Below are 14,564 nucleotides of genomic sequence, written 5' to 3'. Positions count from 1 at the left end.
GGATTTTGCGCCAGATCGTCGCACCCGCAGGAGAGACTGCGGAGGCGTAGCAGCGCTACGCCGCACAAAGGAGCGACGAGGACGGCGGCGAGATGGCGTGAAAGTCGCAGCCCCTATATCACGTTATTTTCCCGGCCCGTAGATCTGGTCGAATACCCCGCCGTCGGCGAAGTGCTTCTTCTGGGCCGCCTTCCAGCCGCCGAAGGTGTCGTCGATGGTGAAGAGCTTCACCTTCGGGAAGACCTTGGCGTACCTGGCCGCCACCTTCTTGTCGATGGGGCGATAGTAGTGCTTCGCGGCGATCTCCTGCCCCGCCGGGGTGTAAAGATACTTCAGGTACTCCTCGGCCACCTTGCGGGTCCCCTTCCGGTCAACTACCTTGTCCACCACCGTTACCGGAGGTTCGGCCAGGATGCTGATCGACGGCACCACGATCTCGAACTTGTCTTTCCCCAGCTCGTTCACCGCCAGGAATGCCTCGTTCTCCCACGCAAGAAGGACATCACCCTGTCCTCGCTGGACAAAGGTGGTGGTTGAGCCCCGGGCGCCGGAATCGAGCACCGGTACGTTCTTGAAGAGCCTGGTCACGAACTCCTTCGCCTTGGCCTCGCTCCCCCCCTTCTGCTTCAGGGCGTAGCCCCAGGCGGCAAGATAGTTCCAGCGGGCACCGCCGGAGGTCTTGGGGTTGGGGGTGATCACCTTCACGTCGGGACGGACCAAGTCGTTCCAGTCTTTCACCTTCTTCGGGTTTCCCTTGCGGACCAGGAAGACGATGGTGGAGGTGTAGGGAGAGCTGTTGTGGGGCAGCCGCTTCTGCCAGCTCTCGGGGATGAGCTTCGCCTTCTCTCCGATCTCGTCGATGTCGTAGGCGAGCGCGAGCGTCACCACGTCGGCGTCAAGGCCGTCGATGACCGCCCGGGCCTGTTTGCCCGAACCGCCATGGGACTGCTTCACGGTCACCGTGTCGCCCCCCTTCCCTTTCCAGTACTTGGCAAAGGCGGCGTTGTAATCCTGGTAGAGTTCTCGAGTCGGGTCGTAGGAGACGTTGAGAAGGTTCACCTCGGCGTAGGCTGCCACTGGCGCGGCAAAGGCGATGAGTGCGGTGGTAAGTACGGCGAAGGTCTTGATCGGTTTCATGGTCTGCTCCTTTTTGCTGTTTAGCCTATCGATTTAGTAGTTTTTATGGACACAAAAAAACGCTGCTTTCAGATTGCGTAAAAAAGCGCTCCGTCGCTTTTCTGCTTTTCCTGCTCGATCCGTTCCAGCACGTCGGCAAGGGTGGCGTTGTCGAGGATCTGAGCCATGGCGTCGCGCACATCCTTCATGACGAGCCGGATGCCGCAGCTCCACTCGTCGTCACACTCCTCGCACCGGGCGTAGGCGGTCTCGCTCACGCATGGCACCGGCGCCAAGGGGCCTTCCAGAACCCGGATCACCCGCCCCATGCTGATCTCCCGCGGTGGCCGGGCCAAGGAGTAGCCGCCCCCCTTCCCCTTCTTGCTCTGGAGCACCCCGGCGTTTTTCAACGCCAGCAGGATCAGCTCCAAAAACTTCTTGGGAATCCGCTCGTCACGGGCCATATCCGCAATGAGGATCGGCCCCCGATCGTACTCCCGGGCGAGGTAGATGAGCGCCTTGAGGGCATATTTGGTCTTTTTTGAAATCATTGTCTACCAACCCTATAGGGTGTTAGTACATATTTTCCCGCGTCGCGTCAAGATAAAAAGTAAGGCGCAGATTACCGCAGGCACTGAAACACCCCCATGCACCAGAGACACGAACCGCATGGTTCCGGCCGAATATGGCAGTCCTGCTCGAATTCTTCGGCCTGAACGTAATCGCACGGTGCAAGCGTGCAGCTCAAGCAGTGGGGATAATCGTAGAGAAGCACACTTTCGCGGAATTCGCGGAATCCCCTGTCGTTCCAGACATCGTTGATTCCACGCAGGGTGACGGACCCGAAACTCCGTGGCTGGACCATCTGGTTCCACCCCTGCACGTGGCAGTGGTAGCGGTGCCAGAGGAAATAGCAGGGATGGACGTTTCCGTCCCATGAAATGAACGCTCCGCCCCCCTCAACGAACTCGCAGCAACGCTTTTCCTTCGGAACCAGCTCCGGCAGTTGCAGATCGAGCCCCTCTTCTTCCGCAACGGTACGGGCCTCGTCAAAGATCCCTGCCGCCTCCGTGAACCACCCATCATCCCTCATCAGAAGCTTTTCGAGGTTAAAGAAAATGTTTCGGGAAAGGGCGTGTTCTTTCATCCGGTTGACAAAATCGACGATGCGCTGTTCTTCGAGATTCCTGCTGAATCTGAAAGCCACTTCCCGATAGCGCCCGAGATCGATTCCTTCATGATCTGCAATCTGCTTCCATTCATCGAAAAGGGCTACAGCCGCGTCCGTACTGCAGTCGTAGGCTACCAGAGAGACGTGGGCCTCGTCGTACGGTATCAACTGGGTCACGATGGCGAAGGTGGCACCGCGTCGAGCCGCCCACCGGAGGGCTTCGGGAAGCTCACGGATGTTATCCCTCATGACGACGAACTCTATGCCGATTTCCAGACGGGAAGATGGATACGCTGTCCGGGCGGCAGTCAGGGCACGGAAGGCCCGCTCTATGTCCCCCACCTCCCCTCCCTCGCGAAGTCGCCGGAAGGTTTCCGGGGATGCCGCATCCATGGAGATGCAGATCCGGTCGAGTCCTGCCTTCACGAGGGAGGCGGCCCTATCCTCGTTCATCAGGAGGCCATTGCTCTGGAACCCGACCCACCCCGTAGCCGGCATCAGCTCCTTGGCCTTGCGGATGAACGCTTCAAGCTGCGGGTGGAGAAGGGGTTCGCCGATGCCGTTGAGAATGAGGGTTTCGAGGTGGGGGAAAGCAGGGGCCAGGGCAGAGAAGGTTTCTTCCGCCATGACTCCTTCGGTCATGCCGTGGTGTTTGGTCTGTTTGACGCACATGGCGCAGCCGAGGTTGCAGTGGGTCGTCACCTCGACGAAGAGTTTGGAGGGATGAGTGCGTTGTGCGGGGCTTTCAGCGGGTGACGGGGACATGGTGTCAGTCCTTATGCTGCTCAGAACTCCTGCGGCATGGCCTTGACCCGGGCGGCGGTAAAGACGGGTCCATCCTTGCAGACGTAGACGTTGCCCACGTTGCAGCGGCCGCACTTGCCGAGGCCGCACTTCATCCGGTTCTCCAGGGTGGTGTAGATGGCGTCGTCACCGAAGCCGAGCTTTTCCAGCACCGGGAGCGTGAACTTGATCATGATGGGGGGGCCGCAGACGAGAGCGATGGTGTTCTCCGCTACGGGCGCCGCCTCTTCCAGGATCGTCGGGACGAAGCCGACCTTACCGTCCCACTTGGGGGAGTTCCCGCCGGGGTCCACGGTCTTCACCAGCCGCACGTCGTCTCTCTCTTCCCACTCCTTGAGCTCCCGCTTGTAGACCAAGTCCCCTTCCGTGCGGGCGCCATAGACGATCGTTATCTCCCCGAACTTCTCCCGCCAGTCGAGGCACTGCCAGATAAGGGTCCGCAAGGGGGGCAGCGCGATTCCTCCCGCCACAAAGACCAGGTTCTTGCCAAAGAACTCCTCAATGGGAAAGGAGTTGCCGTAGGGGCCACGCACCCCGATGGTGTCGCCGATTTCCAGGGAGCGGAGCGCCTCGGTCACCCGACCGACAGCCCGGAAGCAGCACTCGATGTACCCTTTTCTCGTCGGTGCCGAGGCGATGCAGAAGGTGGCCTCCCCGGCCCCGAAGGCGGAGTACTCGGCGAACTGGCCGGCCCGGAAGGCGAAGCTTTCCCGCACCGCCTCGTCCTGGAAAACGAGCCGGAAGGTGCGGATGTCGGCGGTCTCGTCGACGATCTCCGCAATGGTTGCCAGCTGGGGGAGGTAGATGTTCTTGCTGTGGTCGCACATAAATAAACCTGTGAATCTGCCACGGAGACACGGAGACGCAGAGAAAACCTGCCAGGCTTCAGACAATACTCGCTCTGTTTGTCTTTCTGGCCTTACTCGGTGCCTCGGTGTCTCCGTGGCAGATTTGTTTTATTTGCTGTTGATCTCTTCGAGGACAGTGGCGATGTCGATCCCCACCGGGCAGGCGCGGACGCACCTGCCGCAGCCGGTGCAAAGGCGCTGGTCGAACTTGTCCACGTAGTACTTGAACTTGTGCATGATCCGGTTGCGGTAGCGGCTTGGCTGCACGTCCCGGGGATTGTGCCCCGAGGCATGGTTGGTGAATTTCCCGAAGCCGCAGGCGTCCCAGCTCTTTCTCCGTGCCCCCTTCTCTTCGCCCCCCTCGTCGACGATGTCGAAGCAGTGGCAGGCAGGGCAGAGGAAGGCGCAGGCGCCGCAGCCGGCGCAGCGCGCCGCGATCTCCTCCCAGAGCGGGTCCTCGAAGTGGGTGTCGAGCCACTGCCTGATCTTTTCCAGATCGAGCTTCCCCAGGGTCGGCTCGGCCAGGGGGAGCGGCTCAGCCGTGGCCGCATCGCTAAAAAGGTCGGCGTGGGCAGCGAGGAGCGCCTCCCCCTTCTCCGTGATGGCGTCGCAGCGGTAGCCGCCGTCGGTGAGCGGGGCGAGGAACAGATCACTCCCCTTCGTGTCACCGGGAGAAAGCCCCACGGCGGTGCAGAAACAGGCGTCGTCGGCCCTTGCGCAGGCGAGACCGATGATGGTGGTCTTGCGCCGTCGCTCCAGGAAAAACTCGTCCTTGAAGTCCCAGGAAAAGACGCTGTCCAGAACCGGCGCCGCGGCCACGTCGCAGGGGCGGGCAGCGACGAGCACCGTCTCGGGAATGGCTTGAGGGTCCACGTCGGTGACCCGCACCCCCTCCTTGTCCCGCTCGTAGGTGAGGATGGTCTCGCAGAGGGGAAAGAAGGCCTCCTTGGCGGAGCGGCGGGGGAGCTCCCCCAGGTTTAGCTCCTCGCCTTGCGAGAGCGGCTCGTAGAGGGTCATGGTGCCGGCGGCTTTTGGGCCGATGACCCGCTTCCCCTCGCTTACGAGCGTGTCGATGAGGAGGCGGAGGTTTGGTTCGGTGATGGTCTTTTGCATGGCGTTCCCTACTTGATGAACGACTGGTCGTCGTCTTCCCGGTACTGTGCCAGGGGTCCCTTCTCCTTCACCTCGAAGCCCGCTTCAAAGCCGTAGAGCTCCTTCAGTTCCTTGGCCATCTTGCGGTTCAGGAGATTGAGAGGGATATCCATGGGGCAGGCCCGCTCGCACTCGGCGCACCCCGCGCAACGGCCTGCCAGATGCATCGCTCTTACGATGTGCCAGGCCATGTTCCCGGCCGGCCGCGGGGTGCTCTCCACCGCCTGGGGGCGGTTGCGGTCGCAGAGGCACTGCTCGCAGTAGCAGAAGGGGCAGACCTGGCGGCAGGCATAGCAGCGGATGCAGCGGGAGAAGTGCTCCTTCCAGAAGCCCCACCGCTCGGCCGGGGTCATCGCCTCCAGGCGGGCCAGCTCCTCGCTTTCGGCCGGGGTGAAGTGGGGGAGCTGCGGCAGGGTGCCGACGGTGACGTCCGCCCCCTCGGGGGTGTGCACCGTGCACTCCCGGCACTTGCCGGCGATGGTCGTCTCTGAAAGCGGCTGTGCCCGGTCGGCATTGGCCCCCTGCACCCCGGGGCAGACCACGCCGATGATGTGGATATCCTCCCGCTTCAGCTGGTTTTCACCCATGAGGCCAACCAGGGCCTTCAAGTCGCACCCCTTGGCGACGATGGCGATCTTCCCCTTGGCCCGGATTTCCTTCTTGGCCTTGGTGAGGTAGAGGGCCAGGTTGTTGACGCAGGCCGGGGAAAAGATGAGCTCTTTCGCCTTGGCCGGGTCGGTGACGATGGCCGGCAGGGCGGTGCCCTTTCTTCGTCCCGCCTGCCACCCCACCACGGCGGCCACAATGCCGGCTTCCAGGACCTTCCGTGCCTCGGCCTGCACCGCCTCGGTGACGGCGGCATAGAGGCTTAAGTCGATTGTCTGTGCGGTATTGGTCATAAAAACCCTTAAAAGCCTTAACCACAGAGGAGATGGAGAAACACGGAGGAAAGCAAAAACCTTAAAGATTTCTTTGGGTAAAACCAGAATCGCAAACAGACTGTTGACGTTACGTTTGTGGTTTTCCTCTGTGCCTCTGTGTCTCTGTGGCAGATTTTATCAGATCGCGTTATACGCCTCTTTGAGTTCCGGCGTGTCGATCACCCCGGACCACTGCTCCTCGCTCTCCAGCTCCTTGAACTCCCGCATGGGACCCATCTGGCGTACCCGCTCGGTGAGCTCCGTGGCCACCTCCACCCATTTGCCCCCTTCGGCGGCGGAGACCCAAGAGAACTGCAGCCGCTGCAGGTCCACCCCGATGAAGTCCAGGAGCGCCCGGAAGGCGGCAAAGCGCCGGCGGGCATGGAAGTTCCCCGCCATGTAGTGGCAGTCGCCGGGATGGCACCCTGACACCAGCACCCCGTCGGCCCCCTTCTGGAAGGCCCGCAGGATAAAGACCGGGTCGATGCGGCCGGTGCAGGGGAACTTCACCACCCGGGTGTTGGCCGGGTACTGCAGGCGCGAGGTCCCCGCCAGGTCCGCCCCGGCGTAGGTGCACCAGGTGCAGACAAAGGCGACTATCTTCGGTTCGAATGCGTGCGTTTTCGTTTGATGCATGAAAACCTCAAATCTGCCACAGAGACACGGAGACACAGAGAAAAAACAAAATCTTGGTCTTAGGGGATAACCCTAAAATCGTTTCTTTGGGGTCAAAGGTTTTCTCCGTGTCTCTGTGCCTCTGTGGCAGGTGTTCAGAGTGATTCGATCATCGCCATGACCTGTTCATCGGTATATCCATCCAGCTCGACCGATTTCGACGGACAGCTCGCCTGGCAGGTGCCGCAGCCGCCGCAGACCCCGGGGTTCACGTAGGCCACGACGCGGATGAGGTTCCCCTGCCGGTCCCGGATCTCCTTCTCCTCCACGGCGCCGTAGGGGCAGACCTTCTTGCAGTAGAGGCAGGCCACACAGTTATTTTCATTCACCTTGGCGACGATGGGCTCCCGCTCCAGTTCGCTCTTGGCAAAGAGGGTCATCACCTTGGCCGCGGCGGCGCTCGCCTGGCTCACGGTGTCGGGGATGTCCTTGGGACCCTGGCAGGCACCGGCCAGGTAGATCCCGGCAGTGGCGCACTCGACCGGTTTGAGTTTCGCGTGGGCCTCGCTGTAGAAGTGGTAGCTGTCGTAGGAGATGCCGAGCTTCTGGGCCAGGGTGTCGGCGCCGGACCGCGGCTGCACCGCGGTGGCGAGCACCACCAGGTCGGCCTCGATCTCCACCTGAAGACCCACGGCGATGTCGCTTCCCATGACCACCACCTTCTCCCCCTTCTGGTAGAGACGGGAGACCATGCCGCGGATGTAGACCGCTTCCTCTTCCTCCACGGCCCGGCGCCAGAATTCGTCGTAGCTCTTCCCTGGCGTGCGGGCGTCCATGAAAAAGACATAGGCCTGACCGTCGTGGACCTTGTGTTTGTAGAGCATGGTGTGCTTGGCGGTGTACATGCAGCAGATCTTGGAGCAGTAGCTGATCCCCTTCTCCCGGGCCCGGCTGCCCACGCACTGGACAAAGACCACCTGCTTCGGCTCCTTCCCGTCGGAGGGGCGCAGGATCTTGCCGCCGGTGGGGCCGGAGGCACTGGCCAGCCGCTCGAAGGTGAGGCCGTCGATGACGTCGGGGATGGTGCCGTGGCCGAATTCGCCGTACCCCTTGATGGGGGAGCCCTTGGGTTTTTCGCCGATGCTGTAGAGCTCGAAGCCGGTGGCCACCACGATGGCCCCCACGGGCTCCACGATCAGCTCATCTGTTTGCTCGTAGTCGATGGCGCCGGGGCCGCAGACCTTCTGGCAGACCCCGCATTTGCCGTTGATGAACTTGGTGCAGTGCTCCCGGTCGATGACCGGGGTGTTGGGGACCGCCTGGGGGAACGGGACGTAGATGGCGGGGCGAACGCCCAGGTTCTTGTCGAAGGCGTTGGGGATCTTCTTCTGGGGGCACTTGGCGGAGCAGACCCCGCAGCCGGTGCACTTCTCCTCGATGACGCTGCGCGCCTTCTTGCGGATGGTCGCCTGGAAGTTGCCGATGTAGCCGTCGACGCTCTCGATCTCCGAGTAGGTGTGGAGGGTGATGTTGGGGTGGTTGGCGGCATCCACCATCTTGGGGGTCATGATGCACTGGGAGCAGTCAAGCGTCGGGAAGGTCTCGGAGAGCTGGGCCATGTGGCCGCCGATGGAGGGCTCCCGCTCCACCAGCACCACCTGGTGGCCGGCGTCGGCGATGTCGAGGGCCGCCTGGATCCCGGCGATGCCGCCGCCGATCACAAGGGCACGCTTGGTGACCGGGACGGTGATCGGGACGAGCTTTTTGTCCTTCTTGACCCGCGCCACCATCATGGCGACGATGTCGGCGGCCTTGGCCGTGGCCTCCTCCCTGTCCTCGTGGACCCAGGAGCAGTGCTCGCGGATGTTGGCCATCTCGCAGAGGAAGGGGTTCAAACCCGCGCTCTTGGCGGCGCTTCGGAAGGTTTTTTCGTGCATGCGGGGGGAGCAGGCGGCCACGACGACGCCGTCGAGATTGTGCTCGGAAACCGCTTTTTTCAAGAGGCTCTGGCCGGGATCGGAGCACATGTACTTGTAGTCGCAGGAGAAGGCGACGCCGGGAAGCTTGGTGGCCTCGGCAGCCACCTTCTCCACATCAACGGTGCGCGATATGTTCTCGCCGCAGTGGCAGACAAAAACGCCGATTCTGGACATTCGAATAACCTCGTAGAACATCTGCCACAGAGACACAGAGACTCGGAGAAAACCACAACCCTTTTGCAGAGATATTCAGGATTGAAACCAAAAAAACAATTTTTCTGGTTTACGTCGAAAAGCTTTTAATCCTGCCTATCCCTGTTGCTTTTCTTTGCCTTTCTCTGTGTCTCCGTGGCAGATTGCAAGACTTACAAAAGATTCTTCTCCCGCAACAGCGGCAGCGGGTTCACGATCATGCTGTCAAAGCCGAGCTTTCCCGGTGCGACCCCCACGGCCAGGGCCAGGAGCTGGGTCATGTAGAAGACCGGCATGCCGAAGCGATTCCCCGTGGCCTCTTCGATCTCCTTCTGCCGGATGTCGAGGTTGCCGTGGCACAACGGGCAGGCGACCATGAGGCAGTCGGCCCCGGCGGCCTTGGCCGAGGCGAGGATCTCGCCGGAGAGCTTCAGGACCACGCCGGGGCGCGAGAGGGTGAAGTTGGCGCCGCAGCATTCGAGCCGATGGCTCCAGGCAACGGTGTCGGCCCCGGCGGCGCCCACGACCCGCTCCATGATGGTGGGGGCCTCGACGCAGTCCAGTTGCGGCACCTCTGGCGGCCGGGTGAGGAGGCAGCCGTAGTAGCAGGCGACCTTCAGGCCGGAAAGGGGCTTCTGCACGGTGGCGGCAAGTTTGTCGAGGCCGAAGTCCTTCGCCAGGATCTCCAGCAGGTGCTTTACCGGCTTGTCGAAGGAGACCTTCCCGTCGATGGCGTACTCCACCTGTTTGCGCTTGGCGTCGCTGTCGGCCAGGTGGTGCTGGGTCACTTTCAGGCGCGAGAAGCAGGCGGCGCAGGCCACGGCCAGGTCCCCCTCTACGCCGTCGGCCAGGGAGAGGTTCTTGGCACAGAGGGAGAGGGACAAGAGCTCGTCCACGTTGTGGGCCGGGGTGGCGCCGCAGCAGAGCCAGTCGGGGACTTCCTTGAGACCGATCCCCAGGGCCTTGAAGAGCCCCCGGGTCGATTCGTCGTATTCCTTGGCCGAGGCGTGGAGGGAGCAGCCGGGATAGTAGGAGTAGGTGAGGAGATTTTTCGCGGGGGTCACGGCGCCTCCCCTTTCTTGCGCAGCTCTTCGATCCGCTTGAAGATCTGCTCGATCTCGGCCAGGTTCCGGTTCTTCTGGTGGAACATCTTGAGTTTGCCGCGGGTGATGAGCTTCGGGCCCAGCATCAGGTCTTTGAGGAACTGACCGCTCTTCACGTTGAAGACCGCAGCGAGCCGCATCTCGTACTGCCGGCCGTAGGTGCGGATGTTGTCGAGAAAGAGCCGGTTGGCCAGTTGCACGTAGCTCTCCTTGGAGGGGCCCTGGGCGTCCCAGGAGAGCTTCCGCAGCGCATCCATGATGGCCGCCAGATCCACCTTGTTGGGGCAGCGGGTGGTGCAGGTCTCGCACGAGGCGCAGTACCAGATCGAGCGCCCCGCCAGCACCCGCTCGTACTGCCCCAGCTGCAGAAGGCGCACGATCCGGTTGGGGGGGTGCTCCATGAAGCTGCGCATCGGACACCCCGCCGAGCACTTGCCGCACTGGAAGCAGCGCCGCACCGAACTGCCCGAGAGCGCCTCCACCTTGCGCACAAAGCCGAGATTCATCGTCTCGGTCGATAGGGTCATCTTGGTGTGTTTCATGGAGACTCCCGCAGAACGGTAAATCGCGTTAGGAAACGTGCAAATTGGGTTCAACAACGACCGACACGGATGTATTCAAGGCTGCGTGTATTGCGACCTTAAAGCAAAAGACAAGCCAATGGCGGAATCCGACGAGCTCCCACTGGAATATGCCAATAAAAAAGAAGCGTTAGCAATGATTTGATGCAAAACGGAAGGGAGGAACCGGAAACGGTGCCGCGATTCATCGGAAGGGGGCTTGGTGTGCCCAATCGACGTCAGGCGAGGGGTCGTGGGGCGCGGACGATTATCGACGCGAGAAATATGATTCCAATCGCATCTATAGTAAATTTCCACACTGTTGAACTTTTCCCCACACGCCTGAGTAGGCAGCAGTTCAGGTGTCGATAGCGGCGGCCTCCGATCCTCCTTGATCGGGGCCGCCGGCAATCATTGGCGCTATATCTGCTACGCGGCCTTTCTTCTGGCAACCCGCTTGATGTTGAGGAGGTTCTTGAAACCGACGTTCTCGGTGGTGATGTTGCCACCCATGGCGCCACAGCCGAGAGTAAGAGACGGCACCAGGTCGTTGTAGAGGGCGCCGATGGTGCCGTGGACCGAGGGCTGGTTCCAGACGACCCGGTTGGCCGGTACCCGGAGGGCGAACTCTTTGGCCACCTCTTCGTCCTCGGTGAAGACCACGGCCGAGTGGCCGGCGCCGCCAAACTCCAACTGGCAGACGGCGGCGGAGATGGCCTTGTCCCTGCTGTCTACGATGTACCAGCCAAGGACCGGCGAGAGTTTCTCGTGGCTCATCCAGTCCTCGGGGCCGGTGGTGGTCAGCGGCACCATGAGGAGCTTCACGTCGGCGGGAATGGTGAACCCGGCCAGTTCGGCAATAACCTGCGGTTTCTTGCCGATAATCGCCATGGCCGGAACGCCGCGCTCCTTGTCGAACATCACCGCTTCCAGCTTGGCCTTCTCGTCCTCGCTGCAGAGGTAAGCCCCCTGCTCTTTGAAGAGCTGGAGCGCCTTTCCCGCCACTTGGGCATCGTCGAAGATGACCGACTGGTCCGAGGAGCAGATGGTACCGTTGTCGAAGGTCTTGGAAGCGATCACATCAGGGATGGCGATCTCCAGGTTGGCGCTCTTCTCGATGAAGACCGGCACGTTCCCCGGTCCGACGCCAAGGGCCGGGTGCCCCGAGCTGTAAGCTGCCTTCACCATGGCACCGCCGCCGGTGGCGATGACCAGGGCCACGTCGGGATGCCTCATGAGGGCATCGGTTGCCTCGATGGAGGGCTCGGTGACCCACTGGATGCAGTCGGCCGGGGCACCCGCCTCGACGGCGGCCTCCAGCATGATCCGGGCAGCCGCCTCGCTGCACTTCTGGGCCTTGGGGTGGAAGGCGAAGCAGATGACGTTGCGCCCCTTGAGGGCGATGAGGGCCTTGAAGAGGGTCGTGGCGGCCGGGTTCGTCACCGGGGTGACGGCGGCGATGATGCCGAAGGGCTCGGCGATGGAGAGGATGCCGTCCTCTTCCTCGATGATCCCCACCGACGGCTTCCCCTTCATGTAGTCATAGACAACCTGGGTGCCGAAGTGGTTCTTGATGACCTTGTCCTCCACGTTGCCGATGCCGGTCTCCTCCACCGCCATTTCAGCAAGTTTCCGCTCGTTGGCCACGCCGGCCCGCGCCATGGCGGCCACGATCCGGTCAACCTGTAGCTGATCGAACCCCCTGAACGACTCCGTCGCCTTCTCCGCCCGTCCTATCATCTGATTGATCTGCGCTGATACATTCGACATGACTGTTTCCTTTCTCCCCATAGGTAATTAATTTATGTCGGGCGAACCCTTGTGATGTTTAGCCATAGCAGCCCACATGCCAAGCTATAAAACTTGGTTTTATGTTTTTGAACTCGTGCGCTTGTAATCTGAAAAAGCATGCAATTCAAAGGAATTGGAGGGTGGGGAGGGGGATGGAAAGGATAAGGGTGCCTATGGCCAATGGAGCTTGGGTGGGTCGAGTGTCGCAGGATGGCACAGGTGTTGCTGTTTCATGTGTTGCAAAAGAAAACAGTGTTACAGCTTTGGCGACTTCGTGTACAGGGAGGTGGATATGTCCTGGGCAGCATCCAGCCGGATGGCAAACCCGATCGAAACCAGATCACGTTTTCTTGCGGGAGAAACGCTTCCCGACGGACTCCTCCCCGATGTCATCGGCCGTTCGTGGCAGCGGTGCGTCGACCGGAGGGTCAACGTCGGGAGGCAGGCCCGGGAGATTCCGGTGGTTTCCCCCGGGGCGCTGGGTGGGTTTCGCGAACGGAGCCGACGGCTGATCCTCCACGCGGAGCCGGTTATGGAGCAGCTCTACGAGCAGATATCCGGAACGTCCAGCGTGGTGGTCCTTACCGATGCAACCGGGGTGGTGCTCCATTCGGTGGGTGATCCGGACTTCGTGGACAAGGCCCAGCGGGTGACGCTCCAGGCGGGGGGGATCTGGACCGAAGAGGCGAGCGGCACCAACGCCATCGGCACCGCCCTTGTGGAGCAGGCCCCGGTCTCCGTCCACAGCGCCGAGCATTTCATCGACATCAACCATTTCCTCACCTGCTCGGCGGCCCCCATCTTCGACCCCCAGGGGAAGATGCTCGGCGTGCTCGACGTCTCCAGCGATTCGGCCTCCTACCAGCTGCACACCATGGCGCTGGTGCGGATGTCGGCCCAGATGATCGAAAACCAGTTTTTCGCCCACGAGTGCACCGACCAGATCCTGATCCATTTCCACCTGCGGCCCGAATTCATCGGCACCCTCTACGAGGCAATCGCGGTCTTCTCCCTGGACGGCCGCTTCGTTGCCGCCAACCGCTCGGCCCTGGTGCAGCTGGGACTCAACCGCTACGACGCGGAGAAACGGACCATCAGCAGTATCTTCGACCTCTCCCTTGCGGGACTGTTCGAGCAGGCCCGCTCCCTCCCCCAGCCGGTCATCAGGCTTCGACTCCAAAACGGCATGGAGGTCTTTGCCCGGGTGAAATTCGGCACCAGGGCTTCGCCCGTCATCCATCCGCCGATCCGCGAGCCCAATGCCGCCGCCCGTGTGTCAGCCCCGGAGCCCGCGATCGCCTCCATGGCCGCCCTCGACCTGGGGGACCCGGCCGTGGGTGCGGCCATCCGCAAGGCAGGCAAGATCATCGGCCACGACATCCCGCTCATGATTGAAGGGGAGTCCGGCAGCGGCAAGGAGATGTTCGCCCGCGCCTTCCACGCCGACGGTCCGCGGGAAAAGGGGCCGTTCGTGGCCCTCAACTGCGCCGCCATACCCGAAGGGCTCATCGAGTCGGAGCTCTTCGGCTACCGTGAGGGGGCCTTTACCGGCGCCCGCCGCTCGGGGAGTGTCGGCAAGATCCAGCAGGCCGACGGCGGCACCCTTTTCCTCGACGAGATCGGCGACATGCCCCTCACCCTCCAGGCGAGGCTGCTCAGAGTTCTGCAGGACCGGACCGTCACACCGCTCGGCGGGACCAAGTCCCAGCCGGTCGACATCAAGATCGTCTGTGCCACCAACCGCAGGCTCCGTGACGAAGTGGCCGCCGGCCGTTTCCGGGAGGATCTCTACTACCGGCTCAACGGGCTTCTCCTCTCCCTCCCGCCGCTGCGCAGCCGCACGGACCGGATCGGCCTGGCGGTCAGCATCCTGGCAACCCTTTCGCCGGGTGATGAGCGAATCTCCCTCTCTTCGGAAGTGCTCGACCTCTTCTACCGGCATGCCTGGCCGGGGAACATCCGGCAGATGACGAACGTCATCCGCACGGCCCTGGCGTTGCGGGACGGGGAGAACGAAATACGGGTCGAACATCTGCCGGAGGATTTTCTTGAGCAGGCCGGTGAGCGGACGGAAGCATCGCCCCCACCGGCGGGACGGGAATGGGACGACATCTCGGGACGCCTTGAAGATGTGGAGGCGGCCGCCATCAGGGAGGCACTCCGGGAGTGCAACGGCAACGTCTCTGCCGCGGCCCGGAAACTGGGGGTTTCCCGTTCGACCCTCTACCGGAAGGCGAAGGGTACCCCCTTGCCGCTCACTTGAACCATGATACACGGCGCCACTGGACGCCGTGACTTTCCCAATATAACAAA

At 62.1% G+C, this 14,564-nt stretch carries 12 protein-coding genes; 1 reads left to right on the top strand and 11 read right to left on the bottom strand.

Annotated elements, in window-relative coordinates:
- Nucleotides 1–123 precede the first annotated feature (123 nt).
- The 11 genes from GPICK_RS06795 to GPICK_RS06745 form a co-directional block, all read right to left on the bottom strand.
- Complete coding sequence (locus GPICK_RS06795) at nucleotides 124–1,137, bottom strand: sulfate ABC transporter substrate-binding protein (protein ID WP_039739727.1); 1,014 nt, start codon at nucleotides 1,135–1,137, stop codon at nucleotides 124–126.
- Nucleotides 1,138–1,205: 68 nt separating this feature from the next.
- Nucleotides 1,206–1,667, bottom strand: a complete 462-nt coding sequence (locus GPICK_RS06790) for an RrF2 family transcriptional regulator (protein ID WP_039741602.1) — start codon at nucleotides 1,665–1,667, stop codon at nucleotides 1,206–1,208.
- A gap of 71 nt (nucleotides 1,668–1,738) precedes the next feature.
- Nucleotides 1,739–3,052: a radical SAM/SPASM domain-containing protein gene (locus GPICK_RS06785; protein ID WP_039741599.1), complete on the bottom strand. Its 1,314-nt coding sequence runs from the start codon at nucleotides 3,050–3,052 to the stop codon at nucleotides 1,739–1,741.
- Between the two features lie 20 nt (nucleotides 3,053–3,072).
- Nucleotides 3,073–3,918, bottom strand: a complete 846-nt coding sequence (locus tag GPICK_RS06780; RefSeq protein WP_039741596.1) for an FAD/NAD(P)-binding protein — start codon at nucleotides 3,916–3,918, stop codon at nucleotides 3,073–3,075.
- 129 nt (nucleotides 3,919–4,047) lie between these two features.
- Nucleotides 4,048–5,052 carry a 4Fe-4S dicluster domain-containing protein gene (locus GPICK_RS06775; protein WP_039741594.1) on the bottom strand — a complete coding sequence of 335 codons (1,005 nt, stop codon included), beginning with the start codon at nucleotides 5,050–5,052 and terminating at the stop codon, nucleotides 4,048–4,050.
- 8 nt (nucleotides 5,053–5,060) lie between these two features.
- A complete protein-coding gene (locus GPICK_RS06770) occupies nucleotides 5,061–5,990 on the bottom strand; it encodes a 4Fe-4S dicluster domain-containing protein (RefSeq protein ID WP_039741591.1) in 930 nt (309 codons plus the stop codon).
- 159 nt (nucleotides 5,991–6,149) lie between these two features.
- Nucleotides 6,150–6,647 (bottom strand): hydrogenase iron-sulfur subunit, encoded by a 498-nt coding sequence (locus tag GPICK_RS06765; RefSeq protein ID WP_039741588.1) that lies wholly within the window; start codon nucleotides 6,645–6,647, stop codon nucleotides 6,150–6,152.
- Between the two features lie 134 nt (nucleotides 6,648–6,781).
- Complete coding sequence (locus GPICK_RS06760; protein ID WP_039741585.1) at nucleotides 6,782–8,779, bottom strand: CoB--CoM heterodisulfide reductase iron-sulfur subunit A family protein; 1,998 nt, start codon at nucleotides 8,777–8,779, stop codon at nucleotides 6,782–6,784.
- A 191-nt stretch (nucleotides 8,780–8,970) separates the two neighbouring features.
- The gene (locus tag GPICK_RS06755; RefSeq protein WP_039741583.1) at nucleotides 8,971–9,861 is read right to left on the bottom strand and encodes a CoB--CoM heterodisulfide reductase iron-sulfur subunit B family protein; all 891 of its coding nucleotides are present in this window, start codon (nucleotides 9,859–9,861) and stop codon (nucleotides 8,971–8,973) included.
- Nucleotides 9,858–10,442 (bottom strand): 4Fe-4S dicluster domain-containing protein, encoded by a 585-nt coding sequence (locus GPICK_RS06750; protein ID WP_039741580.1) that lies wholly within the window; start codon nucleotides 10,440–10,442, stop codon nucleotides 9,858–9,860. Before GPICK_RS06750 ends, GPICK_RS06755 begins: the two co-directional genes overlap by 4 nt.
- Nucleotides 10,443–10,889: 447 nt before the next feature.
- Nucleotides 10,890–12,230, bottom strand: coding sequence for an aldehyde dehydrogenase family protein (locus tag GPICK_RS06745; RefSeq protein WP_052263331.1), 1,341 nt, complete (start codon nucleotides 12,228–12,230; stop codon nucleotides 10,890–10,892).
- A 313-nt stretch (nucleotides 12,231–12,543) separates the two neighbouring features.
- Here GPICK_RS06745 and GPICK_RS06740 point away from each other — a divergent pair, with 313 nt between their 5' ends.
- Nucleotides 12,544–14,514 (top strand): sigma-54-dependent Fis family transcriptional regulator, encoded by a 1,971-nt coding sequence (locus tag GPICK_RS06740; RefSeq protein ID WP_039741575.1) that lies wholly within the window; start codon nucleotides 12,544–12,546, stop codon nucleotides 14,512–14,514.
- Nucleotides 14,515–14,564 lie beyond the last annotated feature (50 nt).

It is taken from the genome of Geobacter pickeringii (assembly GCF_000817955.1).
Classification (GTDB): Bacteria; Desulfobacterota; Desulfuromonadia; order Geobacterales; family Geobacteraceae; genus Geobacter; species Geobacter pickeringii.
The sequence above is the reverse complement of the archived record's forward strand: the minus strand, read 5'-3'. Positions and strand labels throughout refer to the sequence as shown.

Coding starts and splice junctions, on each gene's coding strand:
- GPICK_RS06795 (WP_039739727.1), bottom strand. CDS start 1,137: ATGAAACCGATCAAGACCTTCGCCGTACTTACCACCGCACTCATCGCC.
- GPICK_RS06790 (WP_039741602.1), bottom strand. CDS start 1,667: ATGATTTCAAAAAAGACCAAATATGCCCTCAAGGCGCTCATCTACCTC.
- GPICK_RS06785 (WP_039741599.1), bottom strand. CDS start 3,052: ATGTCCCCGTCACCCGCTGAAAGCCCCGCACAACGCACTCATCCCTCC.
- GPICK_RS06780 (WP_039741596.1), bottom strand. CDS start 3,918: ATGTGCGACCACAGCAAGAACATCTACCTCCCCCAGCTGGCAACCATT.
- GPICK_RS06775 (WP_039741594.1), bottom strand. CDS start 5,052: ATGCAAAAGACCATCACCGAACCAAACCTCCGCCTCCTCATCGACACG.
- GPICK_RS06770 (WP_039741591.1), bottom strand. CDS start 5,990: ATGACCAATACCGCACAGACAATCGACTTAAGCCTCTATGCCGCCGTC.
- GPICK_RS06765 (WP_039741588.1), bottom strand. CDS start 6,647: ATGCATCAAACGAAAACGCACGCATTCGAACCGAAGATAGTCGCCTTT.
- GPICK_RS06760 (WP_039741585.1), bottom strand. CDS start 8,779: ATGTCCAGAATCGGCGTTTTTGTCTGCCACTGCGGCGAGAACATATCG.
- GPICK_RS06750 (WP_039741580.1), bottom strand. CDS start 10,442: ATGAAACACACCAAGATGACCCTATCGACCGAGACGATGAATCTCGGC.
- GPICK_RS06745 (WP_052263331.1), bottom strand. CDS start 12,230: ATGTCGAATGTATCAGCGCAGATCAATCAGATGATAGGACGGGCGGAG.
- GPICK_RS06740 (WP_039741575.1), top strand. CDS start 12,544: ATGTCCTGGGCAGCATCCAGCCGGATGGCAAACCCGATCGAAACCAGA.